Genomic DNA, 24,042 nt, shown 5'->3' on the forward strand with positions numbered 1-24,042 from the left:
GTCCTTTCTTGTCGGCCGGACGCGCGCAGGGGCGGATCAGATGGTGAGTGCGCCGCGCACGCTGCCCCCGGCCTGGTCCAGCAAGCCTGCCGCCTGCTGCACCGTGGTTTTCTTTAACAGGGCGACCACCGCCACTTTGACGTGGAAGCCGCACTGTTCCAGCGCTGTGCGGGCTGCCGCTTCATCGGCGCCGGTGGCGTGCATTGTGAGCCGCACCGTACGCGCGTACAGCTTCGCATTGGTCGGCTTCAAGTCTACCATCAAGTTTCCATAAACCTTGTTCAGGCGCACCATGAGCGCGCTGGAAATCGTGTTCAGCACGATCTTCTGCGAGGTGCCGGCTTTCAGGCGCGTGCTGCCGGAGATGATTTCGTGGCCGGTGTCGAGGGTGATGCCGATTTCAGCCTCCTGCGTGACCGGCGCACCAGGGTTGTTGGCGATGCCGACGGTTAGCGCGCCGGCCTTGCGCGCGGCTTCGATGGCGCCCAGCACATAGGGGGTGGTGCCGGATGCGGCCAGCGCCAGCACGACGTCATCCGGGCGCGGGTCCAGGGCCTGAAGGTCGCGTGCGCCCTGTTCGCGGTCATCCTCCGCGCCTTCCACCGCCTTGAACATGGCTTCCGTGCCGCCGGCAAGGATGGCGACGGCACGTTCGTGCGGCCAGGAGAAGGTGGGATAGAGTTCAACGCTGTCGAGCACGCCGAGCCGGCCCGAGGTGCCGGCCCCGACGTAGAGCAGGCGCCCGCCCGCTTCGATGCGGGGCACGATTGCTTCGACTGCCTTGGCAATGGCGGGGATGGCGGTGCGCACGGCTTGCACCGCATTCAGCTGGTCATCGGCAAAGGCGGCGACCAGTTGCTCTATGGGATATTGGTCCAGCTCGCGATGTTGTGCACTGGGTGTTTCGGTCTTCAGCATGGAACGAGTGTAATGCCAAATTGCCGGGCCGGCCCATGACGGGACTTGCGAAGCTTATTCCCCCAGGTTATGCGGCGCGGCCTACGCGGCGCGGCGCATCTCCGCCACGAAGTCGTAATGATCGCTGCGGCAGTAGGAATGCGTCAGCTCGATCGCCTGGCCCGACTCAAGATAGGCGATACGGGTAATAAACAATACAGCCTGCCCTTCCGGCACTTCCAGCTGGCGCGCCAGTTCGGCCGAAGCATTCATGGCGCGGATATGCTGCAGCGCGCGCGCCGGGCCCTTGCCGACAGAATCCAGGTATTGGTAAAGCGAATCGCCGATCAGTTCCGGATTGGGAACGATGGTTTGCGGCAGCACCGACACCTCATACGCCATCACCACGTCATCGGCCAGGCGCAAGCGTTCAAGCCGCGCCACGCGGGTATTCGGCGACAGGCCGAGGCTGAGCTGTTCGTCGGCGCTGGCGGCCACCAGCGCGCGCTTGAGCCAGCGCGAGCCGGGCTTGTAGCCGCGCTGCGAAAGTTGTTCCGAGAAGCTGGTCAGGTTCGACAGCGGTTGTTCGATGCGCGGCGCAATGTAGTTGCCCGAACCGCGGCGGCGTACCACTAGGCCCTGGTCCACCAGCTGGTCGATGGCCTTGCGGGCGGTCACGCGCGAAACGTTCAGCAATTCCGAGAGGGTTCGTTCAGAAGGAAGCGCCTGGTCGACCTGGTAACGTCCGTTTCGAACATCGTCGCTCAACTTGCGGGCAATCTGCATGTACAGCGGCGAATTGTCTTGTTGATCTGGTTTGAATTCAACGCTGGTGAGGCTCATTACATTTCTCCTATAACTGCTAGTGTAATAGCGAAAGAGAAATCACGCTGCTCTTTTCATATTTGCTTTAGCGCCCGATACACCGGGGTTATAGGCAGATAATCAGTTTTCATTAGCAGGCCGAAAGGACGGCACCGTATGCTGCTTGCAAAAGGAGAATGCATGCAAAGAGCTTTGCGCGCCTTGGCCGGCGCAGTACTGCTGGGCAGTATCGGCCACGTTTCCGCCAGCAAGCTGGATGCGGAACTGGCAGCGATCGTCAACGATGCGCAGCGGCCGCTTTCGGGCTTGTCCGTACTGGCTATCCGCGACGGCAAGGTGGCTTACCAACAACAGTTCGGGCTGCGCCGGCTTGATACGACGGGCCGCGGCATCACCGCGCCCGTCACGCCGCAGACCATGTTCCGTATTGCATCCATCTCCAAGATGATGACCACCTTGGGCATGATGAGGCTGGTCGAGGAAGGCAAGCTCAAGCTTGACACCGACGCCGGCGAATATCTGGGCTTCGCGCTGCGCAATCCGCATTACCCGTCGCAAGTGATCACCCTGCGGCATTTGCTGAGCCACACCTCAACGCTGCGCGATGACGCGGGCTATTCCTGGCCCGCTGGCACGGCCTTGCGCGATGTGCTGGCGCCAGATGGGAAGATGTGGGCGCGCGATGGCGAGCCGGGCCAGTACTTCACGTATTCCAACCTGAACTGGGCTGTGATCGGGACCATCATGGAACGCGTGACCGGCGAACGCTTCGACCGACTGATGAGGCGCTTGCTGCTGGCGCCGATGGGCCTGCGCGGCGGCTATAACCCTGCCGAATTCAGCGCCCAGGAAGTAGCGGATACCGCAACGCTGTACCGGCGCCGCACGCGCGAAACTGAAATCTGGGACAGCAAGGGGCCGTGGATTGCGCAGGTCGACGACTTCGGCGTGACCGCGCCGCAGGATCCGCCGGGCCTCGACAAGTATGTAATCGGCACTAATGCCACGCCCTTCAGCCCAACCGGCGGCCTTCGCATGTCGGCCAGCGACATGGGCAAGGTCATGCTCATGCTGATCAACAACGGCCGCCATGAGGGCAGGCAGCTTATCAAGCCGGCATCACTGGCCCTGATGTTTGGCGAGCAATGGCGCTTCAATGGCAGCAATGGCGATACCTTGAAAGGGCTTTACCATAGCTGGGGGCTGGGCGCCCAGCGCTTTGCCGACGTGCGGGGCAATATGGGCGGCATGCCGAAGGATGGCCGCTTCCATGCGGTCGGCCACCTGGGCGAAGCCTATGGCCTCGTGTCCACCTTCGCCGTAGACTTAAGGAAGAAGCAGGGCATCGTATCGCTGATCGGCGGCTTTGCCAGCGACCCGGAGGCCGATCCAGGCCTGCAGTCGGCGCACACGCGTGCCGAGGAACGGATCCTTGATGCGATTTACCAACGCGCCATCCTGCGCCGCCGCGACTGAACTACAATAGGCTAATTTTCCACAAGGCAACACAATTCGGGGATCGGATGGCGAGAGCACGGCAAGTGGTGGTGATTGGCGGAGGCGTGGTCGGCCTGGCGTCAGCGTGGTGGCTGCTGGAAGCAGGCTTCCGCGTGACGCTGCTCGAACGCGCCCCGACCGTTGCCAGCGCCGCCAGCTACCGCAATGGCGGCCAGCTCAGCTATCGTTACGTCTCGCCGCTGGCCGACGAAGGCGTGCCGAAAAAGGCCCTGCAATGGCTGTTCGAGCGCGACGGCCCGTTTCGTTTCCGTCCCGAGGCCGATTACCGCCAGTGGCGCTGGATGGCGCAATTCCTGCGCAACTGCAAGGCCGACGCCAATGCCCGCACCACCGCCAAGCTTTTGCAGCTCGGCGAGTTGAGCCGCCTGTCCCTGTCGCTGCTGGAACTGAAATTGCCGCTGAGGGAATTCAACTGGCGCAATGCCGGCAAGCTGGTGGTCTATCGCAGCGAAGAAGCCTTCAAGGCCGCGCTGGACAAGCCCGATAACGACGAAAACCGCGCCGTGCTCTGGGGCCGCGATACGGCCCGCATCGAGCCGGCGCTGGCCGAACTGGCGCCCAGGCTGGCGGGCGGCATCTTCAATCCCGGCGAAGCCGTGGCGGATTGCTATGCCTTCTGCCTGGCGCTGGAAAAACGCATCTATGCCCACCCGCGCTTCGAGCGCTGCATGCACACGGCAGCGCGCACCATTTTCGTTGAAGCCGGCAAGGTGACGGCAATCGAGACCGACGCCGGCTGGCTGACTGCCGACCATTACGTGCTCGCTGCCGGCATCCAGAGCCGCGACCTGGCTGCCACGGCCAACCTCGACCTGCCCATGTATCCGCTGAAAGGCTACAGCCTGACGGCGCCGATCCGCAGCGAACACGTGGCGCCCAATATCAGCGTGACCGATTTCGAGCGCAAGACGCTGTATGCCCGCATCGGCAAGCAATTACGGATCGCCGCGATGGTCGACATGGTGGGCGAAAGCACGCGCATCGACCGCCGCCGCATCGCCAGCCTGTCCCGCCTGGCGCGCGAATCGATGCCGCATGCCGCCGACTACGACAAGGCGGAGGCCTGGGCCGGCCTGCGTCCCGCCACGCCGAACAGCGCCCCCATCATCGGGCCCACGCCTTATCCCAACCTGTGGCTCAACGTCGGCCATGGCCCGCTGGGCTTCACCTTCGCCTGCGGCAGCGCCAGCCTGCTGGCAACACTGATGCTGGGCAAGGAGCCGCCGTTTGAGCTCGACTGCCTGGCCTACAAGGTCTAGTTCAGGTATTTCGCAGGCACGGCCTCGGTCAGCCAGACGCCGTTTTCCGAGATGTAGAAGAGGTGGCCGTCGCGCGCCATCTGGCCGGATTCCACGGTCAATACGACCGGCTTGCCATGCCGGCTGCCCACTTTTTCGGCAGTTGCCTGGTCAGACGAGAGGTGCACATGCTGGCGCGAGGCCGAATGCAGGCCGCTTTCGCGGATCGAATCAAGGAAACGCGTGGCAGTGCCATGGTACAGGCGCTCCGGCGGCGTCCGGGGCGGCAGTTCGAGCGCGATATCAACGGAATGGCCCTGGTTGGCCCGGATTTTCGTGCCATCCGCGCTGATCGCAAATCGCTTCTTATCGCTGTTTTCAACGATGGATTCGATCTGGGAGCGGTTCAAATTCGTTCCGCGGACGTTGGCAAGGGCAATCAATTGGTCGATCAATGCCCATCCATTCTGGTCCAGTACGAGCCCGATTTCTTCCGGTTTGTGACGCAAGACCAGGCTCAGGAACTTGCTTTGACTGACTTCGTTCATGACCGGCATCTAGCACCTGCCACTGTCGGCTTTCTTTACTGTGCAGCTGGGCGCCCCCTTCTCTCGCGCAAAATGAGGAGGGCGAAGCCCAGGCCCAGCAAAGCGAAAGTGCCTGGCTCAGGCACAACCGCCACCACTGGCAACTGGACCGGCGGCTCGACAAGCGGCGGTGAGCCGGTGGGTGCAGGAGGAGTCAGCGGCAATGCCACGTCCGGCGCCCGGGCGGGCGGACCTGCTGCAGGCAAGGGCGGCGGCAGGCCATTGAACGCCGGTGTCCGGCCGAATTCCGTCGGTGGCCTGCGATTGAAGTAGGATGCAGGGGGCCTGCTGTAGTTCATGTAGCTGAAGTCGATGCTGTTGAAGGTATAGGGGGACTGCGTCGATCCAGTTGGACCCGCTAGGGCCTGGCCGCCTGGCAGGATGGAGCAGGCCAGCAGGCAAGACTTGAACATGGCTTCAGCTTTCATTTTGCGCTCCATGACGAGTTGGCGAAACTTCAAGCTTGAAGAAGCATCAACCGTACCTGCACCTAAGTCGCTGATTATCCGGCTCGTTGCTGGTTGAACCGGGCCATGCGTAAAATTTTGCGACGCGGCGCGCGGCTCATTCCCAGGGATTGGGTTCGTCGATGCGCTTGAAGAAGTCCCGTACGCCGGCTTGCTCGTCTCCCTGTTTCAAAGGCACGGCCAGCAGAATTGCCCCCTGGTTCATCGCGAGGAGGTAAGGCCTGTCGTGCGTAACCCATACTTTGAAATCATCGCAAAAATGATTGAGCATGCCGCCAACCTCATTCTTTTCGAAAAAACCACGCAACAGCTTGATGGGCGCGACTTTGACGGTCACTCGCGTACCGGGTTCAGGGAACTGGCTGCCAGGGATTTCGGCGGTCGTCGCAACCACCAGTGTCGGGGCGCTAGCTATCACCCTTTTTTCCCACTGGGTCTGGGCTCGCTCCCAATAAGCGCGCGCCGCTTCCGGATCACTGGGCATGTCGCGTGGCGGCTGGCATGCCAGGGCCGGCGAAGTCATTGCGACCGCAAAGGTCAGCGCGAATAAGGATGCATGGATTTTCATTCTGGCAATTATAGCTTTCCAGCCCGGATGGTGGTGCCAACCCGCATGACCTCGGGAAGTCACGCGAGCCGCTGTTATGGCGGATAATGGCGGGATGTCCAAATCCAAGACCCCTGTCGGCTGCCCATGCGGCGGTCCTTCTTTTGCGACTTGCTGTGGCCCTTTTATCGAAGGAAAGGCCTTGCCGGAGACGGCTGAGCAACTGATGCGCTCCCGTTATTCCGCCTATGCGCTGCAGAACGAGCCGTATTTGTTGTCGACCTGGCACGAAAGCACCCGTCCGACCGAGCCGATTATTAACAAGGACGAAAAGCTCCAATGGCTGGGACTTGAGGTAAAATCTGCTTTACGTTTACGTCAACGTAAAGCAGAAGCCCAGCCGAACGAGGATTTTGTCGAGTTCGTCGCCCGCCTGCGCGTGAATGGCCGTGGCCAGCGTCTGCATGAGCTGAGCCGCTTCCTGCGCGAACCGCGCGAAGGTGGCTTGCGCTGGTTTTACGTCGACGGCGAATTTCCAGAATAAGAGAAGAGGACGACAATGCCGCATATCGAAAGCAAACTCAATCCGCGCAGCGAGGACTTCAAAGCCAACGCCGACGCCATGCAAGCCCTGGTCGACGACCTGCGCGCCAAGGTCGCGAAAGCGGCGCAAGGCGGCGGAGAAGCGGCCTGCGCCAAGCATGTGGCGCGCGGCAAGCTGCTGCCGCGCGACCGCGTACAGATGCTGCTCGATCCCGGCACGCCTTTCCTCGAATTCTCGCAGCTGGCTGCTTTCGATATGTACGACAACGCCGCTCCGGCAGCGGGCGTGATCACCGGCATCGGCCGCGTAAACGGCCAGGAATGCGTGATCGTCTGTAACGACGCCACTGTGAAGGGCGGTACTTACTACCCGATGACGGTGAAGAAGCACCTGCGCGCGCAGGAGATCGCCGAGCAGAACAACCTGCCGTGCATCTACCTGGTGGATTCGGGCGGCGCCAACCTGCCGAACCAGGACGACGTGTTCCCGGACCGCGACCACTTCGGCCGCATCTTCTTCAACCAGGCCAATATGTCGGCCAAGGGCATCCCGCAGATCGCCGTGGTGATGGGTTCCTGCACCGCCGGCGGCGCCTACGTGCCGGCCATGTCGGACGAATCGATCATCGTGAAGGAACAGGGCACTATCTTCCTCGGCGGCCCTCCGCTGGTGAAGGCGGCGACCGGTGAAGTGGTTTCCGCTGAAGACCTGGGCGGCGGCGACGTGCACACCCGCCTGTCCGGCGTGGCCGATCACCTGGCCAAGGACGATATGCATGCGCTGTCGATGGCGCGCACAATCGTGTCGAACCTGAACCGCCAGAAGCCGCAACAGGGCGTGCTGCGCGAAGCGGTGGAACCGAAATACGCGCCGGAAGAACTGTACGGCGTGATTCCTGTCGACACCCGCAAGCCTTTCGATATCCGAGAAGTGATCGCGCGTATCGTCGACGGCTCCGAATTCGATGAGTTCAAGGCCCGCTACGGCACCACGCTGGTGTGCGGCTTCGCCCACATCTACGGCATGAAGGTCGGCATCATCGCCAATAACGGCATCCTGTTTTCCGAGTCCGCGCTGAAAGGCACGCACTTCATCGAACTGTGCTGCCAGCGCAAGATCCCGCTGGTCTTCCTGCAGAACATCACCGGCTTCATGGTCGGCCGCAAGTACGAAAACGAAGGCATCGCCCGCAACGGCGCCAAGATGGTGACCGCCGTCGCTACCGCTTCCGTGCCGAAGTTCACCGTGATCATCGGCGGCTCCTTCGGCGCCGGCAACTACGGCATGTGCGGCCGCGCCTACTCGCCACGCATGCTGTGGATGTGGCCTAACGCGCGCATCTCCGTGATGGGCGGCGAGCAGGCAGCCGGCGTGCTGGCCACCGTCAAGCGCGACGGCATCGAAGCCAAGGGCGGCCAGTGGAGCGCCGAGGAAGAAGCGGCCTTCAAGCAGCCGATCAAGGAACAGTACGAAGTGCAGGGCCATCCTTACTACGCCTCCGCGCGCCTGTGGGACGACGGGGTGATCGATCCGGCCGACACCCGCATGGTGCTGGGCCTGGGCCTGTCCGCCGCGCTCAACGCGCCAATCCCGGACACCAAGTTCGGCGTGTTCCGCATGTAAGGAGATGGCGATGACTTATGAAACCCTGACCGTCGACATCAACGACAAGATCGCCACCGTCACCCTGAACCGCCCTGACGTGCGCAATGCCTTCAACGAGCATTCGATCAACGACCTGGCGCGCGCCTTCTCGGAGCTGGGCCGCAACGAAAACGTGCGCGCCATTGTGCTGGCGGGTAACGGCCCGGCCTTCTGCGCCGGCGGCGACCTGAACTGGATGAAGAAGATGGCCCATTACACCCACGAGGAGAATGAGGCCGACGCCATGCAGCTGGCGCAAATGCTGCGCACTATCTACCTGTGCCCGAAACCGACCGTCGCGCGCGTGCATGGCGATTGCTATGCGGGCGGCATGGGTCTCGTCTCCGCCTGCGACATCATTGTCGCCGTGCCGGAAGCGAATTTCTGCCTGAGCGAAGTGAAACTGGGTCTGATCCCCGCGACCATTTCGCCGTATGTGATCAAGGCGATGGGTGAGCAGGCTTCGCGCCGCTATTTCCTCACCGCCGAACGTTTCAGCGCCGCCGAAGCCCACCGCATCGGCATGGTGCACGAACTGGTCTCCGCCGACGCACTGGACGCCAAAATGGCGGAAGTGCTGAAGGCGCTGGTGACCAACAGCCCGAATGCAGTGAAGGAAGCCAAAGTGCTGGTGCGCGACATCGCCGGCAAGCCGGTGAACGATGCACTGCTGGCCGATACGGCCCAACGCATCGCCCACATCCGCGCTTCCGAGCAGGGCCGCGAAGGCGTGACTTCCTTCCTGGAGAAGCGCAAGCCGGGCTGGCTGAATTGAACGGAGCAGTTTTTGGAAGCAAACCAACAAAGCGATTGGGTAGCACGTAGCCTGAAGTCAGTCTGGCACCCGTGCACCCAGATGCAGCACCATGAAACGGTCCCGCTGATCCCGGTCAGCCATGGCCGCGGCGTGTGGCTGTATGACCATCAAGGCAACCGCTACCTGGATGCGATCAGCTCCTGGTGGGTGAACCTGTTCGGCCATGCCAACCCGCGCATCAACGCGGCGCTGCGCGAACAGCTCGACATGCTGGAGCATGCGATGCTGGCCGGCTTCACCCACGAGCCGGTGATCCAGCTCAGCGAACGCCTGGCGGCGCTGACCCAGCACCAGCTGGGCCACGCCTTCTACGCGTCGGACGGCGCGTCGGCGGTCGAAATCGCGTTGAAAATGAGCTTCCACGCCTGGCGCAATATGGGCCAGGGCGACAAGCAGGAATTCGTTTGCCTGAAGGGCAGCTACCACGGCGAGACGATCGGCGCGCTGGCCGTGACCGACGTGGCGCTGTTCAAGGATGCTTACGGCCCGCTGCTGCGCGCCACGCAGACCGTGATGTCGCCCGACTCGCGCCAAGCGGCAGAAGGCGAAACGGCGGCCGACGTGGCACGCCGCGCCGCGGCCGATGTCGAACGCATGTTCACCGAACGCGCCGGCAAGATCGCCGCCATCATCATCGAACCGCTGGTGCAGTGCGCCACCGGCATGGCGATGCACGACCCGCTCTACCTGAAACTGGTGCGCGAGCTGTGCGACAAGCACGGCGTGCACCTGATCCTGGACGAAATCGCCGTCGGCTGCGGCCGCACCGGCACCTTCTTCGCCTGCGAACAGGCCGGCATCTGGCCTGACTTCCTGTGCCTGTCGAAGGGCATCAGCGGCGGCTACCTGCCGCTGTCCATCGTGCTGTCGCGCGACGAGATCTACCAAGCGTTCTACGATGCCGACGTCACGCGCGGCTTCCTGCACTCGCACTCGTACACCGGCAACCCGCTGGCCTGCCGCGCGGCCTTGGCCACGCTGGACATCTTTGCTGAAGACCATGTGCTGGAAGCGAACAAGGCGCGCTCGCGCAAGCTGACCGAGGCGCTGGCGCCGCTGGCCAACCACGAGCACACCGAGAACTTCCGCAACCGCGGCATGATCTGGGCCTTTGATGCCGTCGGCGCTACGCCGGGCTTCTCGCGCCGCTTCTTCACCGAGGGCACGAGGCAGGAACTGCTGCTGCGCCCCATCGGCAATACCGTGTACCTGATGCCGCCGTATATCCTCAGCGATGAGGAAATCGATGGACTGGCTGCGCGCACCTTGTCGGTGTTCGAGAAAACGCGGGTGGGCTGATCATGGAACTGCTCGCAAAACTCGACCAGCAATTGCAAGCGCTGGATGACAAAAGCCTGATCCGCAAACGGCGCTCGGTCGAAACGGCCTGCGCGCCGCGCATGATGGTCGACGGCCGTGAACTGCTGGCCTTCTGCAGCAATGACTACCTCGGCCTGGCAGCGCATCCGCGCGTGGCCGAAGCGATGCACCAGGGGATTGAACTGTATGGCGCCGGCAGCGGCGCCGCGCACCTGGTCAGCGGCCATAGCCGCGCGCACACCTTGCTGGAGCAACGCCTCGCAGAATTCCTGTCGCCGCACCTGGTTGAGGCGCAGGCGCTGTATTTCTGCACCGGCTACATGGCCAACCTGGCCGTGGTGACCGGCCTCGCAGCCGGCGACAAGGACACTGAAATCTTCAGTGAAGCACTCAACCACGCATCCCTGATCGACGGCGCCCGCCTGGCACGCACCAAGGTTTCCGTCTACCCGCACGCCGACGTGGCCGCGCTGGGAGAACTCCTGTCCGCCAGCACCGCCAGCAACAAGATCGTGGTGACGGACGCCGTGTTCAGCATGGATGGCGACCTGGCCGACCTGCCGGCGCTGCTGGCCCTGTGTGAACGTCACAAGGCCTGGCTGGTGGTGGACGACGCCCACGGCTTCGGCACGCTGGGCGAGAATGGCCGCGGCGCATTGGAGCACTACGCCATGCGCTCGCCTTACCTGGTCTATGTCGGCACCCTGGGCAAGGCTGCCGGCGTGGGCGGCGCCTTCGTTGCGGCGCACCGTACCGTGGTGGAAACGCTGATCCAGCGTGCCCGTCCTTACATTTTCACCACCGCTGCGCCGCCCGCATTGGCTCACGCGCTGCAAGCCAGCCTGGACATCATCTGCGGTGACGAAGGCCGCGAGCGCCGCGCTCACCTGCAAGCGCTGGTGGCACAATTGCAGGACAGCCTGCACTTGAAGCGCTGGCAACTGCTGCCGTCGAAAACGGCAATCCAGCCAATCATCATTGGCGAGAACGAAGAAACCATGCGCATGTCCGCCGCGCTGTACGAGCAAGGCATCTGGGTGGGCGGCATTCGCCCGCCAACGGTGCCAGCAGGTACTGCGCGCCTGCGTGTCACGCTGTCCGCCGGCCACACCGCCGACGACGTGCGCCGCCTGGCAGACGCAATTAACGAATTAGAAAGGACCTGATATGGCGCTTGAAGACCCTGTCATCGCTCCTGCACCCCAAGCCGCAGCGGCCGCCGATGGCCTGCCGCCGCGCTTCGCCTGCTTCGTGGCAGGCACCGACACCGAAATTGGCAAGACCCTGACGTCTTCCGCCATGCTGTATTCCCTGGTGCGCAATGGAGCGCGCGCCTGCGGCATGAAACCCGTCGCCGCCGGTGCGGTGATGAAGAACGGCCAGTTGCACAACGACGACGCCGACCAGCTGATCGAAGCGAGCAATGTGCACTTGCCGCAGGCGCTGACCACTCCCTTCATGCTGAAAGAGCCGGCTGCACCGCATATCGCCGCCGCCCTGGAAGGTGTTGAAATCGATCCGGTGCCGATCCTGGCCGCCTACGTGGAAGTCGCTGCCGCAACGGACGCCATCGTGGTGGAAGGCGTGGGCGGTTTCCGCGTGCCGCTGACCGACGATTTCGACACCGCCGACCTGGCCCAGCAGCTTGCGCTGCCGGTCGTGCTGGTGGTGGGCCTGCGCCTGGGCTGCATCAACCACGCGCTGCTGACCGTGGAAGCGATCGAGTCACGTGGCCTGAAGCTGGCCGGCTGGGTCGCCAACACCCTGGAATTTGAAATGAATTTCGCGGACGAGAATATCGCCGCACTGGCAGCGCGCATTCCGGCGCCGCTGCTCGGCCGCATCCCGCGACTGGCAAAGCCGACTGCCGCCGCTGCTGCCGAATACCTGAACTTCACGTCCCTGCCAAACTGGCCGGGCCGCCGCACCACGTAAGAGAGGAAGAACATGTCCCTGCAAGAACCTAAAGCCGTCCAACTGCACCGTCCAACCGCCGCCATCAAGCTGCCGGAAGCCGCTACCTGGCCCCTGGAAGACGTGATGGCCCTGTACGAGCTGCCATTCAACGAGTTGATGTTCCGCGCACAGGAAGCCCACCGCGCCCACTGGCCGGACGGCGACGTCGAACTGGCGACCCTGCTCTCGATCAAGACCGGCGGCTGCGAAGAGGATTGCGGCTACTGCCCGCAGGCCGCACGCTACGACACCGGCGTCGAAGCCAAAAAGATCCTGGACCTGGACACCGTGCTGGATGCCGCCAAGCAGGCAAAGGACAACGGCGCGACCCGTTTCTGCATGGGCGCCGCATGGCGCAGCCCGAAAGAGCGCGACATGGAAAAGGTCGAAACCATGGTGCGCGAAGTCAAGGCGATGGGCCTGGAAACCTGCGCCACCCTGGGCATGCTGGAAGCCGAGCAGGCGCAGCGCCTGAAGGACGCCGGCCTGGACTACTACAACCACAACCTGGACACTTCGCCGGACTTCTACGACAACGTGATCTCCACCCGCCAGTACCAGGACCGCCTGGACACCCTGGGCCACGTGCGCAACGCCGGCCTGAAGGTTTGCTGCGGCGGCATCGTGGGCATGGGCGAAACGCGCGAACAGCGCGCCGGCCTGATCGCCCAACTGGCCAACCTGAATCCATACCCTGAATCGGTACCGGTCAACCACCTGGTGCAGGTGGAAGGCACTCCGCTGCACGGCCTGGACAAGCTGGACCCGCTGGAATTCGTACGCACCATCGCCGTCGCCCGCATCACAATGCCGAAAGCGCGCGTGCGCCTGTCCGCCGGCCGCCGCGAGCTGGGCGAAGCCGTGCAGGCCATGTGCTTCATGGCCGGCGCCAACTCGATCTTCTACGGCGACAAGCTGCTGACCACCGACAATCCGGAAGCCAACGACGACCGCGCATTGCTGGCAAAACTGGGCTTGCCGACCCGCGGCGCCGTCCTGGACTCTGTACAAAAAGAAGCCTGCGGCTGCTAAGAAAAAAATTCAAAAAAGAGTAGAGAGAGACATGTTCAAAAAAATCCTGATTGCCAACCGTGGCGAGATCGCTTGCCGCGTCGCTGCAACTGCACGCCGCCTGGGCATCAAGACCGTCGCCGTGTATTCGGACGCGGACGCCAATGCCAAGCACGTCGCCGTCTGCGACGAAGCGGTGAACATCGGCCCCGCCGCCGCCAAGGAATCCTACCTGTGCGGCGACAAGCTGATCGCCGTGGCGTTGGCCACCGGTGCGGAAGCGATCCACCCGGGCTATGGTTTCCTGTCCGAGAACGCCGAGTTTGCGGATGCCTGCGCCGAAATGGGCCTGGCCTTCATCGGCCCGCCGGCTTCCGCCATGCGCGCCATGGGCTCGAAGTCGGCTGCCAAGCAGCTGATGGAAAAAGCCAATGTGCCACTGGTGCCGGGCTACCACGGCGACAATCAGGATGCAGGCTTCCTGCAGGAACAGGCCGACCGCATCGGCTACCCTGTGCTGCTGAAGGCTTCGGCCGGCGGCGGCGGCAAGGGCATGCGCGTGGTCGAATCGTCGGAAGCGTTCAAGGATGCGCTGGCGTCCTGCAAGCGCGAAGCGATCAGCTCCTTCGGCGACGACAAGGTGCTGGCCGAGAAATACCTGCAGCGTCCGCGCCACATCGAAATCCAGGTGTTCGCCGATACCCACGGCAACTGCATCTACCTGTTCGAGCGTGACTGCTCCGTACAGCGCCGCCACCAGAAAGTGCTGGAGGAAGCGCCTGCACCGGGCATGAGCGCCGAGCGCCGCGCAGCAATGGGTGAAGCTGCCGTTGCCGCCGCGCGCGCCGTGGGTTACGTTGGCGCCGGTACGGTGGAATTCATCGCCAACCAGGACGGCAGCTTCTACTTCATGGAGATGAACACCCGCCTGCAAGTTGAGCACCCGGTGACAGAAATGATCACCGGCACCGACCTGGTGGAATGGCAGATCCGCGTCGCCGCCGGCGAAACCCTGCCGAAGAAGCAGGAAGAACTGACCATCAACGGCCACTCGATCGAAGCGCGTATCTATGCCGAGAATCCGGAGAAAGGCTTCCTGCCGTCGATCGGCACGCTGCGCCACCTGGAAACGCCAGCCGCGGCCAACTTCGAGCTGGGGGGCGTGCCCGGCCATCCGGCTGCCGTGCGTATCGATTCCGGCGTGCGCGAGAACGATGCCATTTCGCCTTTCTACGATCCGATGATCGCGAAGCTGATCGTGTGGGGCGCAGACCGCAAGCAGGCGCTGGCCCGCATGGCGCAAGCACTGTCGCAATACCAGATCGTCGGCCTGGCGACCAATATCGCCTTCCTGAAACGCCTGGTGGAAGGCGACGCCTTCGCCAACGCAGACCTGGATACCGGCCTGATCGAACGCAACCACGATGCGCTGTTCCCTCCGGCGCGTTCGATTCCGGTTGCTGCCGTCGCGCTGGCCGCGGTGTCGCTGATCGAAGAAGAGAAGGAAAAGTCGGCCGCGCAATCGGGCGCCAACAAAGGCGATCCGTGGGGCCAGGCGCTGGGCTGGCGTATGAACTTCCATTACGCCCGCAAGCTGGCTTTCAGCGACGAACATGGCAAGCAGTACGCGCCGATGCTGACCTATTTGCCGCACGGCTGGCGCTTCGAGATCAAAGGCCTGGAAGTCGACCTGTCGCTGTTCAGGCAGGACGGCGTGGACCTGAGCATCAAGCTAGGCGAAACCTCGGTGCATGGCACCGTGCGCCGCGATGGCGATGTATTCCACGTGTTCACCGGCGGCGGCCACTATGTGCTGGACTATAACGACCCGATGGCGCACGCCGGCGAGTCCGAAGCCGAAGGCGGCCGCCTGACCGCACCGATGCCGGGCAAGGTGGTTGCCGTGCTGGCTGAAAAAGGCAAGGAAGTGAAAAAGGGCGATGCGCTGGTCATCATGGAAGCGATGAAGATGGAGCACACCATCTCCGCCCCGCATGACGGCGTGGTCGAAGAGGTCCTGTACGCGGTGGGCGACCAGGTGGCAGACGGCGCGCCGCTGCTGGCCTTCAAGACCGCCGCTTAAGGAGAGGCGCATGCGCATCCTGCTTTATCGCGCGGATGGCAATACCGCGCCGTGGATCAAGGATTTCGCCGAATTCATGCCGGAGGCCGAAGTGGTCGTATGGCGCGAAGGCATCGGCGAGCTTCCAGCCTGTGACTACGCAGTGCTGTGGACGCCGCCGCAATCCATGCTGGCCGACCTGGCGCGCGTGAAGGCGATTTTCCTGACTGGCGCAGGTGCTGACGCGATCATGAAGTACTCGCACGCGATTCCGCCGCACATTCCGATCGTGCGCCTGAATGACGCGGGCATGGGCATCCAAATGGCGGAGTACGTCACGCACGCCGTGCTGCGTTATTTCCGCCGGCTCGACGAATACGAGGCACAGGCCCGCGCCGGCGCCTGGCTGCAACTTGAAGCGCGTGACAAGGCCGATTTTTCGGTGGGCGTGATGGGCGTTGGCGCGCTCGGATCGCGCGTGATCGAGGCTTTGCGTCCATTCGAGTTTCCGTTGCGCGCCTGGAGCCGGTCGCCAAAATCGCTGGCTGGCGTTGAATCCTTCCATGGCGATGAGGGGCTGGACGCTTTCCTCGGCTCGTCGCGCGTGGTGGTGTGCATGCTGCCGCTGACGGAAGAGACCACCCACATCCTCAACCGCGCGAACATGATGAAGCTGCCGCAGGGCGCCTACCTCATCAACGTTGGGCGCGGTGCGCATATTTCCGAACCGGACCTGCTATCGCTGATCAAGTCCGGCCATATCGCGGGCGCCATGCTGGACGTGTTCCGCAACGAGCCGCTGCCGGCGCAGCATCCGTTCTGGCAGGAGCCGCGCATTACGATCACGCCGCATATTTCCGCGCTGACGTTGCGCCGCGAAAGCGTGGAGCAGATGGCCGGCAAGATGCGCCAGCACGCACGCGGCGAAGAGGTCGCCGATGTCATCAATCGCACAAAGGGATACTGAAATGAGTTTGCCAAAGAAGGTCAAGATTGTTGAAGTGGGCCCGCGCGACGGGCTGCAGAATGAAAAGGGCGACGTCCCGGCCGAGGTGAAGATCGAGCTGGTGAACCGCCTGACGGAAGCAGGCTTCCCGAATATCGAAGCGGCATCCTTCGTGTCGCCGAAGTGGGTGCCGCAGATGGCGACTTCGAAAGAAGTCATGGCGGGCATCACCCGCAAGCCGGGCGTGATCTACTCCGCGCTGACGCCGAATATGCAGGGCTTTGAAGCCGCGCTGGCGGCGGGCACCAATGAAGTCGTGATTTTCGGCGCAGCGTCTGAAGCATTCTCGCAGAAGAACATCAACTGCTCGATCGCAGAATCGATCGAACGCTTCGTACCGGTCGCCAAAGCGGCCAAGGATGCCGGCCTGCGCCTGCGCGCCTCGGTCAGCACGGCGTTTGGCTGCCCATACCAGGGCGAGGTGCCGCTGGATTCCGTGGCCTATGTTGTGGGCCGCATGCGCGACCTGGGTTGCGACGAGATCGATATTGCCGACACTATCGGCGTGTCGACTCCGCGCAAGACCCTGGCGGTGATGGAGCGCGCGATCAAGGAGTTCCGCGCCGAATCGCTGGCCGGCCACTTCCACGATACCTACGGCCAGGCGCTGGCGAACATCTACGCCTCGATGGAACTGGGGATCGAGATTTTCCACTCCTCCGTATCCGGCCTGGGCGGCTGCCCCTATGCCAAGGGCGCTACCGGCAACGTCGCCACCGAGGACGTGATCTACATGATGAATGGGCTCGGCATCGAGACCGGCGTGGACCTGGACAAGGTGGTCGACGCCGGCCAGTTCATCTCCAGCTTCCTGGGCCGCAAGGCCGCCAGCCGCGCGGGCAATGCCATTGCCGCCAAGCGCGCAGGGTAAGGCGCATGGCCAGGCTCTTGAAGATTTGGGGTCTCTGCATGGCTTTTGGCGCCGGCATCGCACCTGCGCATGCCGCAGTGTCCCCGCAGGAAGCAAATGCCAAGGTTGCCGCCGAGATCAAGCAAAGCCGGAAGGTACTCGAGGCTGCTTGCGAGGCAGCTTATGCGAAATTGCCGGGAAGATAGGTCAGCTTTCATCCGAACGGCCGCGTTGCAGGAACACTTCCCGCAGTGCGGCCGCTGCGCGCTGCAGCGCTTGCCAGTTGGGCGTTGCGAACAAGGCTTCAAGCCGCGGCAGGGGATGCGGCGCTCCAGCCGCGATATCACTCCACGTGCGCGCGAACTGCGCGATGCCGTTGCGCTCCTCCGCCGAGAAGACCGGTTCAGTGAAATGCGTCTTCCAGTCTGGCGTTACCCAATCCTCCCATTGATTCAAGACTTCGTCCGCCGCCGACATGGCCGGCGCGGAAGCTTGCAGTTGGCGTTGTGCGTCGAAAGAGCTGGCCAGTTCCAGGTATTCAATGATGCGGTTGCGCACGCGGCGCAGGCCGACTGGTTGCTCGGGCACGGAAGCGCGCGGGGTGCGCAGCCAGTAGTACAAGTCGTAAGTCGTAGCGCTTTCCGGCGCCGGTCCATCCGGGATATCGGTCTTTTGCTGCCACAACGGGAACCAGTGCGGATCGCGAACATGTTCAGCGCCTGTCGTGGCGCCGCCGAACTGCACGTATCGCACTTGAGCTTCAGCCAGGCTGTACACATTTGCGCCGCTTGCCAGGAAGGGGGAGTAGAGTTGCGGCAGGTCGTCGTGCCAGTCGCAGACAGGGCACGCTGCAAGTGAGCCGGGCGCGCCGGCGAAGGTGGCGTATCCGCAGCAAGGGCAGGTGTACATGGCTCTGATCCTAATGCAGAAAAAAAAAGACCTGCACGAATGCAGGTCTTTTTTCTGAAACTTGGTCGGAGTACAAGGATTCGAACCTTGGACCCTCTGCTCCCAAAGCAGATGCGCTACCGGGCTGCGCTACACTCCGAAGAAGCAAGATAATACAAGCTGGGCAGGGGGCCGTCAACCCCCAGATTTAAAAGTTGGAGAATTTTGATGCCTTATCGAACGCCGAGATGGCGTATAGTGGCCGGTATCGTTATTTCTTTGCTACTGCACCTGGCAGCGGTGATCTTTGTGCGGCTGCCCGAACCGCGCAATGTGGCTGACTCCCGCACCTGGCTGACGAAGGTGGAAGTAAGGATAGTTGCGCCACCTGAGCCACCGGAACCGAAGCCGGAGGCGCAGAGCAAACCGGAGCGCGTTGCAGCCGCCGAGCCGCGCCGCCAGCCGCGTCGTGCAGAGCCGCGCAAGAACGCTGTCAAGGAAGAATCCGAGCTGGCAATCCAGCCAGCCCGCACATCCACGCTGGTGCTGAGTCCCGCCGAGCCGGGGGCAGCGCCGCACTTCGACCGCGAAACCGCGAAAGCCGCCGCGCGCGACATCGCAGGCGAGCTGGAAAGTGCCCCGCTCAAGATGCGCGAAACCCGGGACGAGAAGCTGGCCCGGCAAATCCAGAACGCCGCCCGGCCCAATTGCAAGGACGGCATCCCCGGCGGCCTGCTCGCCCCGCTCTACCTGATGATGGATAAGAAAGACAGCGGCTGCAAATGGTAAAAATCAATGGGGACGTACCCCATTTATTTTTACTGCTTGAGCTCGAGCGCGCGGTCGTAGAGGGCGTTCTTCTTTTTGCCGGTGATCTGGGCGGCGAGGGCGGCTGCTTGTTTAACCGGCAACTCGGCGAGCAGGATTGCCAGGATGCGGTCGGTTTCGGCGTCGTGGCCTTCTTCGGCTGGCGGGGCGCCTTCGACCAGGACCACGAATTCCCCTTTTTCATGGTTGGCGTCGGTTTTCAGCCAGCTGACCGCTTCGCCCAGCGGGCAGCGGTGGATCTGCTCGAACAGCTTGGTGACTTCGCGGGCGAAGACGACCTGGCGCTCGGCGCCGAAGGCGTCGCACAGCGCCTGGGCACACTCGACAATCCGGTGCGGGGCTTCGTAGAACACCAGCGTCGCCGGCGCGGACACCAGCCCTTGCAGCACGGTCTCGCGCTGCTTGGCCTTCGATGGCAAAAAGCCAACAAAGTGGAATTGGTCGTTGACCAGGCCGCTGGCCGACAACGCAGCCACGGCGGCCGAGGCGCCCGGCAAAGGAATCACGCGCAGGCCGGCGGCGCGCACGGCGTCCACGATGCGGGCGCCGGGGTCGGAAACGGCGGGCGTGCCGGCGTCGGACACCAGGGCAATGCGTTCGCCAGCCTGCAGGCGGCCGATCAGGCCTTCGGCCGCTTGACGCTCGTTGTGCATATGAGCTGCAATCAAGGGCTTGTGCAGGCCGAAGCGATTCATCAGCTGGGCCGTGTTGCGCGTATCTTCACACGCAACAGCGTCGACCAGCGACAGCACATGTAAAGCACGCAGGCTAATGTCAGTCACGTTGCCAATTGGTGTGGCCACCACGTATAAAGTTGCCGTAGGATAATTTTGGTGGGCGGTCTCGCCGAGGATTGGTAAACTGGCGAGAGAGCTGGAATCTTGTGCTGTCATTGGGGGAAGGATGCTGTCTAAAAATATCAAAACGCTGATACTTGGCGTTGCCACGGCCATGCTGGCCAGCGCTTGTAGCACGCCGTGCGACGCGCCCGGGGGATTGTGCGCGCCAATCACTTCGGTGACAAGTGCGCCGCCTGCCGTTGCCAAGGCGCCGCGGCCAAAACCGCCGGCGCCGCCGCCTGAACCGGAGGTCGTGGTCGAAACCTTCGCCGTGCCGTCGCCGGAAGATGCGGCGCGGCCGCCGAGCTTCATGCAGGTCGTCCCTCGGCCGGCAGAAAATGCCGATGGCAAGCGCGCTTACCGCATTGCCCTGCTGCTGCCGCTGCGCTCGGAGTCCCTGGGCCGTGCTGCCGATGCCTTGCGCGCCGGTTTCATGGCGGCGCTGGAGCGCGACAGCCACGGCTTTGAAGTCAATGTTGTGGAAACCGGCGATTCGCCGCAGGAAGTGCTGTCTGCTTACGTCACGGCCCAGGAAAAGAACGATATGGTGGTCGGCCCGCTGGCCCGTTCCGCCGTGACCGCCATTGCTGCCGGCCCGCTGGTGGAAAAGCCGACCATCGCGCTGAACCACCCCGAGTTGCGCGGCGATCCCCAGGTTCCGCCGCAAATGCTGACGATCGGCCTGTCCATCGAGGATGAGGCACGCCAGGTGGCCGAGTGGGGCGCGCGCGAAAATCCTTCCGCCAGGGCGCTGGTCATTTCCGGCAACTCATCCTGGCAGAAGCGCATTGCCGGCGCCATGAGCGCGCAATTGCAGCGCCTGGGCCTGCGCCCGCGCAACGTTGACCTGACTCCACTCAACGGCTACCTGCAAGACTCGGAACTGGTGGCCTTGCGCGGCCGCCTGCAAAGCGAGCCGGCCGGCGTGCTGTTCGCGGCGCTGGACCCGGACCAGCTGCGCCAGCTCAAGATCGCGTTGTCGGCGCCGCCGCTGGGCGAGCTCCCCTTGTATGGCACTTCTTCCCTGAATCCTGGCCGCACCATGTACCGCGCCGGTCCTGAACTGGACGGCGTGCGGCTACTCGACCTGCCATGGCTGGTGCAGCGTGACCATCCAGCGGTGATGACCTATCCTCAGCCGGTGCCGCGCGACGAAGCGCGCATCAGCGCCGACATGGAGCGCGTGTATGCGCTGGGGATCGATGCCTTCCGCATCGCCCGCGAAATTGCCATCCAGCCGCAGCGCCGCTTCCAGCTTGATGGCGTGACCGGCCAGCTGACCATCGATTTCGGCAACGGGCCGTCCTGGTTCGAGCGGCTCGAGGTGCCGGCCGAGTACCACAACGGCGTGCCGGTACCGGTCGCCCAGTAAGGAAAACGCATGCCCCGCACCGAACTGCAGGAAATCGGCCGGGGCGGCGAAGAGCGCGCCCTGGCTTTCCTGCAGCAGCAGGGGCTGACGCTGGTGGAGCGCAATTTCCTGTGCAAGATGGGGGAGCTGGACCTGGTCATGCGCGATGGCGAGCACCTGGTGTTCGTCGAGGTCCGGGAGCGCAATAATCCCCGTTTTGGCGGCGCCGCCGCCAGCATTTCCCCCGCCAAGCAGCGCCGCGTGCTGCGCGCTGCCAAGTTTTACCTGCTGCGTTTTGCCAAAATGCCACCATGCCGCATCGACGTGGTGGCCATCGACGGCGAACACATTCATTGGCTGCGCAACGCTATCATTGATCAAATGTAAGCATTTTTATCAGCGCTTGTGAGGCCCGCCAAGCCACTGCACTATAATTACGCACACTATGACCAATCAACGCATCCTCTCGCACTTCCACGAAAGTGCCGAACTCAAGATCCAGTCCGCAACCGTCCTGGCGCAGCCTATCGCGCAGGCGGTGGAACTGATGTTCTCTGCCCTCTCAAACGGCAACAAGATCCTGGCCTGCGGCAATGGCGGCTCGGCGGCTGACGCCCAGCACTTCGCCGCGGAACTGGTGGGCCGTTTCGAGCGTGAACGCTTCCCGCTGCCGGCAATTTCGCTGGCAACCGACACCTCGATCCTGACCGCCGTGGCCAACGACTACAGCTACCGCGAGATCTTCTCCAAGCAGGTGCAGGCGTATGGCCAGGCTGGCGACATCCTGCTGGCGATTTCCACATCGGGCAATTCGGCCAACGTGATGGCGGCAATCGAAGCGGCGCTGGAGCGCGAGATGCGCGTAGTGGCACTGACCGGCAAGGGCGGCGGCGCGATCGGCAAGATGCTGACCGATGCCGACGTGCATATCTGCGTACCGGCCGATCGCACCGCCCGTATCCAGGAAATCCACCTGTTGACCATTCACTGCATGTGCGACGGCATCGACGTTGCACTGTTCGGAGGAGATGTAAATGAATAAAGCCCGTCCACTTTCGCTGGCCGTGATGGCCGCGGTCCTGGCGAGCACCACCCTGTCCGCTTGCGCCCCAATCCTGGTCGGCGGCGCGGTTGCCGGCACCCTGGCGGCGTCGGATCGCCGCACACTGGGCGCGCAGACCGAGGACAAGTCGATCGTGGTCAAGGCCGAGGTGAAGATGCCTAACATCGCCGGCAAGAGCGCCCACGTCAACGTGAACAGCTTTAACCGCCGCGTGCTGCTGACCGGAGAAGTGCCTGACGACGAGACCAAGGCCAAGGTGGAGCGCGAAGTGCGCGCCATCGACGGCGTGCAGAACGTGACCAATGAACTGGAAGTAGGCTTCTCCTCCAGCTACACCTCGCGTTCCAACGATGCGCTGATCACCTCCAAGGTCAAACTGAGCCTGGCCGATGCCAAGGATATCTCGGCCAATTCCTTCAAGGTCGTCACCGAGAAGGGCGCCGTGTTCCTGATGGGCCGCGTGACCCAGCGTGAAGGCGCGCAGGCGGCCGACATCGCGCGCGGCGTGGCCGGCGTGACCAAGGTCATTAAAGTGTTCGAGTACATCACCGATGAAGACGTCAAGCAGTACCAGCCGTCCCAGCAGGCTTCCCAAGGCTAAAGAACTATCATGAGTACGGGCTCCAGGGCATGGGTTAAACCGGCAATTGCGCTTGCCGTCATTGCCGGCATCGGCTTCACGACATACCAGTCGCTGAACAAGCGCCAATCCGCGCCTGCGGTGACCTTCCTCGGCATCAAAGGGGAAAAGATCACGCCCGAGAGCCTGAAAGGCAAAGTGGTGATGGTGAATTTCTGGGCCACCTCGTGCACCACCTGCGTGGCCGAGATGCCCGAAATGGTCGAAACGTACAACAAGTACAAGGGCCAAGGCCTGGAATTCGTCGCCGTGGCGATGAAGTACGACGCGCCCAACTACGTGGTCAACTTCACCGAAACCCGCCAACTGCCTTTTAAAGTGGCGCTGGACGTGACCGGCGACGCCGCCAAGGCCTATGGCGACGTCTCCATGACGCCGACGACCTTCGTCATCGACAAGGACGGCAACATCATCAAGCGCTATGTGGGCAAGCCGGAATTCCCGGCCCTCCACGCGCTGCTCGAAAAAGCCCTGAAGGGTTGAATTACTCGCCCCAGCCGCTGGGGTCCAGCGAGTTGTAGGCCCGGATCTCCTTCTTCCCGCCTTTCAGCTGGTAATAGTCGCTCTCATACAGGCGGAATGAGCACAGGTCGATCGGCGTCACTTCCGATGCATTGATGGAGGAAATCGCGCCGGCTGCCTCCAGGCTGCCGGTGACCAGCTCGGAGCAGAAGAAGCGCGCGAAGTCTTCCTTGTTATGCGTGAGCTTTTCCGCAACCGGGATGCTGTCGAAGGCATCGAGGGCGGATTTGATCGCCTGCGGCATGTCGTAGGGCTTGTGGTTCTGGTGGATGAGGAAGTCGTAAAAGGCCTTCTTGTTCATCTTGTCCCACAATCCTTTTTCGATGGGAAGCCACCAGATCTCGCCGTCATAGGTTTCGACCCGGTCGCTGAGCCGGCTGATGGAAACGCCGGAAAAGCCATTCAGCGTCGTGGATTCGATCACCTGGTTGAACATCCCGGGTTGTTCATCCAGGTCGATCAGCAGCTTGGTCTGCAGGATGACGCCCACGTGCGAAACGGGCGCCCTCGTCGCCCACTTGATCACTTCCGAAAAATCGCCCTTGCCGGAAAACGCAATGACATCGCCAGCTTTCATTTGCGCCCTGACATCGCTGTATTTGGCCGGAATCCATGCCATGAC

General features: G+C 63.0%; 26 protein-coding genes and 1 tRNA gene. 18 read left to right on the forward strand and 9 right to left on the reverse strand.

What is annotated here, in order from left to right; genetic code table 11:
* Positions 1-36: 36 nt before the first annotated feature.
* Together murQ and ACN9MW_RS01045 are read right to left on the reverse strand one after the other, a co-directional pair.
* Positions 37-918, reverse strand: a complete 882-nt coding sequence (gene murQ / locus ACN9MW_RS01040; RefSeq protein WP_426166725.1) for an N-acetylmuramic acid 6-phosphate etherase — start codon at positions 916-918, stop codon at positions 37-39.
* An 81-nt stretch (positions 919-999) separates the two neighbouring features.
* Positions 1,000-1,740 (reverse strand): GntR family transcriptional regulator, encoded by a 741-nt coding sequence (locus ACN9MW_RS01045; protein ID WP_055939138.1) that lies wholly within the window; start codon positions 1,738-1,740, stop codon positions 1,000-1,002.
* A 162-nt stretch (positions 1,741-1,902) separates the two neighbouring features.
* On the opposite strand from ACN9MW_RS01045, the gene ACN9MW_RS01050 reads away from it, so the two are divergent.
* The gene (locus ACN9MW_RS01050; protein ID WP_426166727.1) at positions 1,903-3,198 is read left to right on the forward strand and encodes a serine hydrolase domain-containing protein; all 1,296 of its coding nucleotides are present in this window, start codon (positions 1,903-1,905) and stop codon (positions 3,196-3,198) included.
* Positions 3,199-3,245: 47 nt separating this feature from the next.
* Positions 3,246-4,499, forward strand: a complete 1,254-nt coding sequence (locus ACN9MW_RS01055) for a D-amino acid dehydrogenase (RefSeq protein WP_426166729.1) — start codon at positions 3,246-3,248, stop codon at positions 4,497-4,499.
* Here ACN9MW_RS01055 and ACN9MW_RS01060 read toward each other — a convergent pair.
* The 3 genes from ACN9MW_RS01060 to ACN9MW_RS01070 all read right to left on the reverse strand — a co-directional run bounded on the left by ACN9MW_RS01060 (position 4,496) and on the right by ACN9MW_RS01070 (position 6,100).
* A complete protein-coding gene (locus tag ACN9MW_RS01060; protein ID WP_426166731.1) occupies positions 4,496-5,026 on the reverse strand; it encodes an RNA 2'-phosphotransferase in 531 nt (176 codons plus the stop codon). The two genes, ACN9MW_RS01055 and ACN9MW_RS01060, sit on opposite strands and share 4 nt — an antisense overlap.
* Before the next feature lie 35 nt (positions 5,027-5,061).
* A complete protein-coding gene (locus ACN9MW_RS01065) occupies positions 5,062-5,493 on the reverse strand; it encodes a PEP-CTERM sorting domain-containing protein (protein ID WP_426166733.1) in 432 nt (143 codons plus the stop codon).
* A gap of 136 nt (positions 5,494-5,629) precedes the next feature.
* On the reverse strand, positions 5,630-6,100 hold the full coding sequence (locus ACN9MW_RS01070) for a hypothetical protein (protein ID WP_426166735.1): 471 nt from the start codon (positions 6,098-6,100) through the stop codon (positions 5,630-5,632).
* Positions 6,101-6,194: 94 nt separating this feature from the next.
* On the opposite strand from ACN9MW_RS01070, the gene ACN9MW_RS01075 reads away from it, so the two are divergent.
* The 10 genes from ACN9MW_RS01075 to ACN9MW_RS01120 are packed head-to-tail and all read left to right on the forward strand — an operon-like array spanning position 6,195 to position 17,310.
* Positions 6,195-6,623, forward strand: a complete 429-nt coding sequence (locus tag ACN9MW_RS01075; protein WP_426166737.1) for a YchJ family protein — start codon at positions 6,195-6,197, stop codon at positions 6,621-6,623.
* Between the two features lie 15 nt (positions 6,624-6,638).
* On the forward strand, positions 6,639-8,246 hold the full coding sequence (locus ACN9MW_RS01080) for a carboxyl transferase domain-containing protein (protein WP_426166739.1): 1,608 nt from the start codon (positions 6,639-6,641) through the stop codon (positions 8,244-8,246).
* A 10-nt stretch (positions 8,247-8,256) separates the two neighbouring features.
* Positions 8,257-9,042 carry an enoyl-CoA hydratase/isomerase family protein gene (locus ACN9MW_RS01085; RefSeq protein ID WP_426166741.1) on the forward strand — a complete coding sequence of 262 codons (786 nt, stop codon included), beginning with the start codon at positions 8,257-8,259 and terminating at the stop codon, positions 9,040-9,042.
* A 12-nt stretch (positions 9,043-9,054) separates the two neighbouring features.
* Complete coding sequence (gene bioA / locus ACN9MW_RS01090) at positions 9,055-10,383, forward strand: adenosylmethionine--8-amino-7-oxononanoate transaminase (protein ID WP_426166743.1); 1,329 nt, start codon at positions 9,055-9,057, stop codon at positions 10,381-10,383.
* Positions 10,384-10,385: 2 nt separating this feature from the next.
* Entirely contained in the window at positions 10,386-11,570 is a 1,185-nt protein-coding gene (gene bioF / locus ACN9MW_RS01095; protein WP_426166745.1) for an 8-amino-7-oxononanoate synthase, read from the forward strand.
* A 1-nt stretch (position 11,571) separates the two neighbouring features.
* Positions 11,572-12,339 (forward strand): dethiobiotin synthase, encoded by a 768-nt coding sequence (gene bioD / locus ACN9MW_RS01100; RefSeq protein ID WP_426166747.1) that lies wholly within the window; start codon positions 11,572-11,574, stop codon positions 12,337-12,339.
* A 12-nt stretch (positions 12,340-12,351) separates the two neighbouring features.
* Positions 12,352-13,392 (forward strand): biotin synthase BioB, encoded by a 1,041-nt coding sequence (gene bioB, locus ACN9MW_RS01105; RefSeq protein WP_130316548.1) that lies wholly within the window; start codon positions 12,352-12,354, stop codon positions 13,390-13,392.
* Positions 13,393-13,423: 31 nt separating this feature from the next.
* Positions 13,424-15,454, forward strand: a complete 2,031-nt coding sequence (locus ACN9MW_RS01110; protein WP_426166749.1) for an acetyl/propionyl/methylcrotonyl-CoA carboxylase subunit alpha — start codon at positions 13,424-13,426, stop codon at positions 15,452-15,454.
* A gap of 10 nt (positions 15,455-15,464) precedes the next feature.
* Positions 15,465-16,400: a 2-hydroxyacid dehydrogenase gene (locus tag ACN9MW_RS01115; protein ID WP_426166751.1), complete on the forward strand. Its 936-nt coding sequence runs from the start codon at positions 15,465-15,467 to the stop codon at positions 16,398-16,400.
* A 1-nt stretch (position 16,401) separates the two neighbouring features.
* On the forward strand, positions 16,402-17,310 hold the full coding sequence (locus ACN9MW_RS01120) for a hydroxymethylglutaryl-CoA lyase (RefSeq protein WP_426166753.1): 909 nt from the start codon (positions 16,402-16,404) through the stop codon (positions 17,308-17,310).
* A 186-nt stretch (positions 17,311-17,496) separates the two neighbouring features.
* On the opposite strand, the gene ACN9MW_RS01125 is transcribed toward ACN9MW_RS01120, so the two are convergent.
* Both ACN9MW_RS01125 and ACN9MW_RS01130 read right to left on the reverse strand, forming a co-directional pair.
* Entirely contained in the window at positions 17,497-18,198 is a 702-nt protein-coding gene (locus ACN9MW_RS01125; protein WP_426166755.1) for a CPCC family cysteine-rich protein, read from the reverse strand.
* Between the two features lie 62 nt (positions 18,199-18,260).
* Positions 18,261-18,337 (reverse strand) — tRNA-Pro (locus ACN9MW_RS01130).
* 68 nt (positions 18,338-18,405) lie between these two features.
* Here ACN9MW_RS01130 and ACN9MW_RS01135 point away from each other — a divergent pair.
* The gene (locus ACN9MW_RS01135) at positions 18,406-18,966 is read left to right on the forward strand and encodes a hypothetical protein (RefSeq protein ID WP_426166757.1); all 561 of its coding nucleotides are present in this window, start codon (positions 18,406-18,408) and stop codon (positions 18,964-18,966) included.
* A 29-nt stretch (positions 18,967-18,995) separates the two neighbouring features.
* Here the strand turns inward: ACN9MW_RS01135 and rsmI are convergent, their stop codons facing one another.
* Positions 18,996-19,898 (reverse strand): 16S rRNA (cytidine(1402)-2'-O)-methyltransferase, encoded by a 903-nt coding sequence (rsmI, locus tag ACN9MW_RS01140; protein WP_426166759.1) that lies wholly within the window; start codon positions 19,896-19,898, stop codon positions 18,996-18,998.
* A 10-nt stretch (positions 19,899-19,908) separates the two neighbouring features.
* Between rsmI and ACN9MW_RS01145 the strand changes: the two genes are divergently transcribed.
* The 5 genes from ACN9MW_RS01145 to ACN9MW_RS01165 are packed head-to-tail and all read left to right on the forward strand — an operon-like array spanning position 19,909 to position 23,381.
* Complete coding sequence (locus ACN9MW_RS01145) at positions 19,909-21,216, forward strand: penicillin-binding protein activator (RefSeq protein ID WP_426166761.1); 1,308 nt, start codon at positions 19,909-19,911, stop codon at positions 21,214-21,216.
* 9 nt (positions 21,217-21,225) lie between these two features.
* Positions 21,226-21,582 carry a YraN family protein gene (locus ACN9MW_RS01150; protein ID WP_426166763.1) on the forward strand — a complete coding sequence of 119 codons (357 nt, stop codon included), beginning with the start codon at positions 21,226-21,228 and terminating at the stop codon, positions 21,580-21,582.
* A gap of 58 nt (positions 21,583-21,640) precedes the next feature.
* Positions 21,641-22,237 carry a phosphoheptose isomerase gene (locus ACN9MW_RS01155; RefSeq protein WP_426166765.1) on the forward strand — a complete coding sequence of 199 codons (597 nt, stop codon included), beginning with the start codon at positions 21,641-21,643 and terminating at the stop codon, positions 22,235-22,237.
* Positions 22,230-22,859 carry a BON domain-containing protein gene (locus ACN9MW_RS01160; protein WP_426166767.1) on the forward strand — a complete coding sequence of 210 codons (630 nt, stop codon included), beginning with the start codon at positions 22,230-22,232 and terminating at the stop codon, positions 22,857-22,859. Before ACN9MW_RS01155 ends, ACN9MW_RS01160 begins: the two co-directional genes overlap by 8 nt.
* A gap of 9 nt (positions 22,860-22,868) precedes the next feature.
* Positions 22,869-23,381 carry a TlpA disulfide reductase family protein gene (locus ACN9MW_RS01165; protein WP_426166769.1) on the forward strand — a complete coding sequence of 171 codons (513 nt, stop codon included), beginning with the start codon at positions 22,869-22,871 and terminating at the stop codon, positions 23,379-23,381.
* A 1-nt stretch (position 23,382) separates the two neighbouring features.
* On the opposite strand, the gene ACN9MW_RS01170 is transcribed toward ACN9MW_RS01165, so the two are convergent.
* Positions 23,383-24,039, reverse strand: a complete 657-nt coding sequence (locus tag ACN9MW_RS01170; protein ID WP_426166771.1) for a hypothetical protein — start codon at positions 24,037-24,039, stop codon at positions 23,383-23,385.
* Positions 24,040-24,042: the final 3 nt, after the last annotated feature.

It is taken from the genome of Pseudoduganella sp. R-34 (assembly GCF_049904655.1).
Lineage (GTDB): Bacteria > Pseudomonadota > Gammaproteobacteria > Burkholderiales > Burkholderiaceae_D > Rugamonas.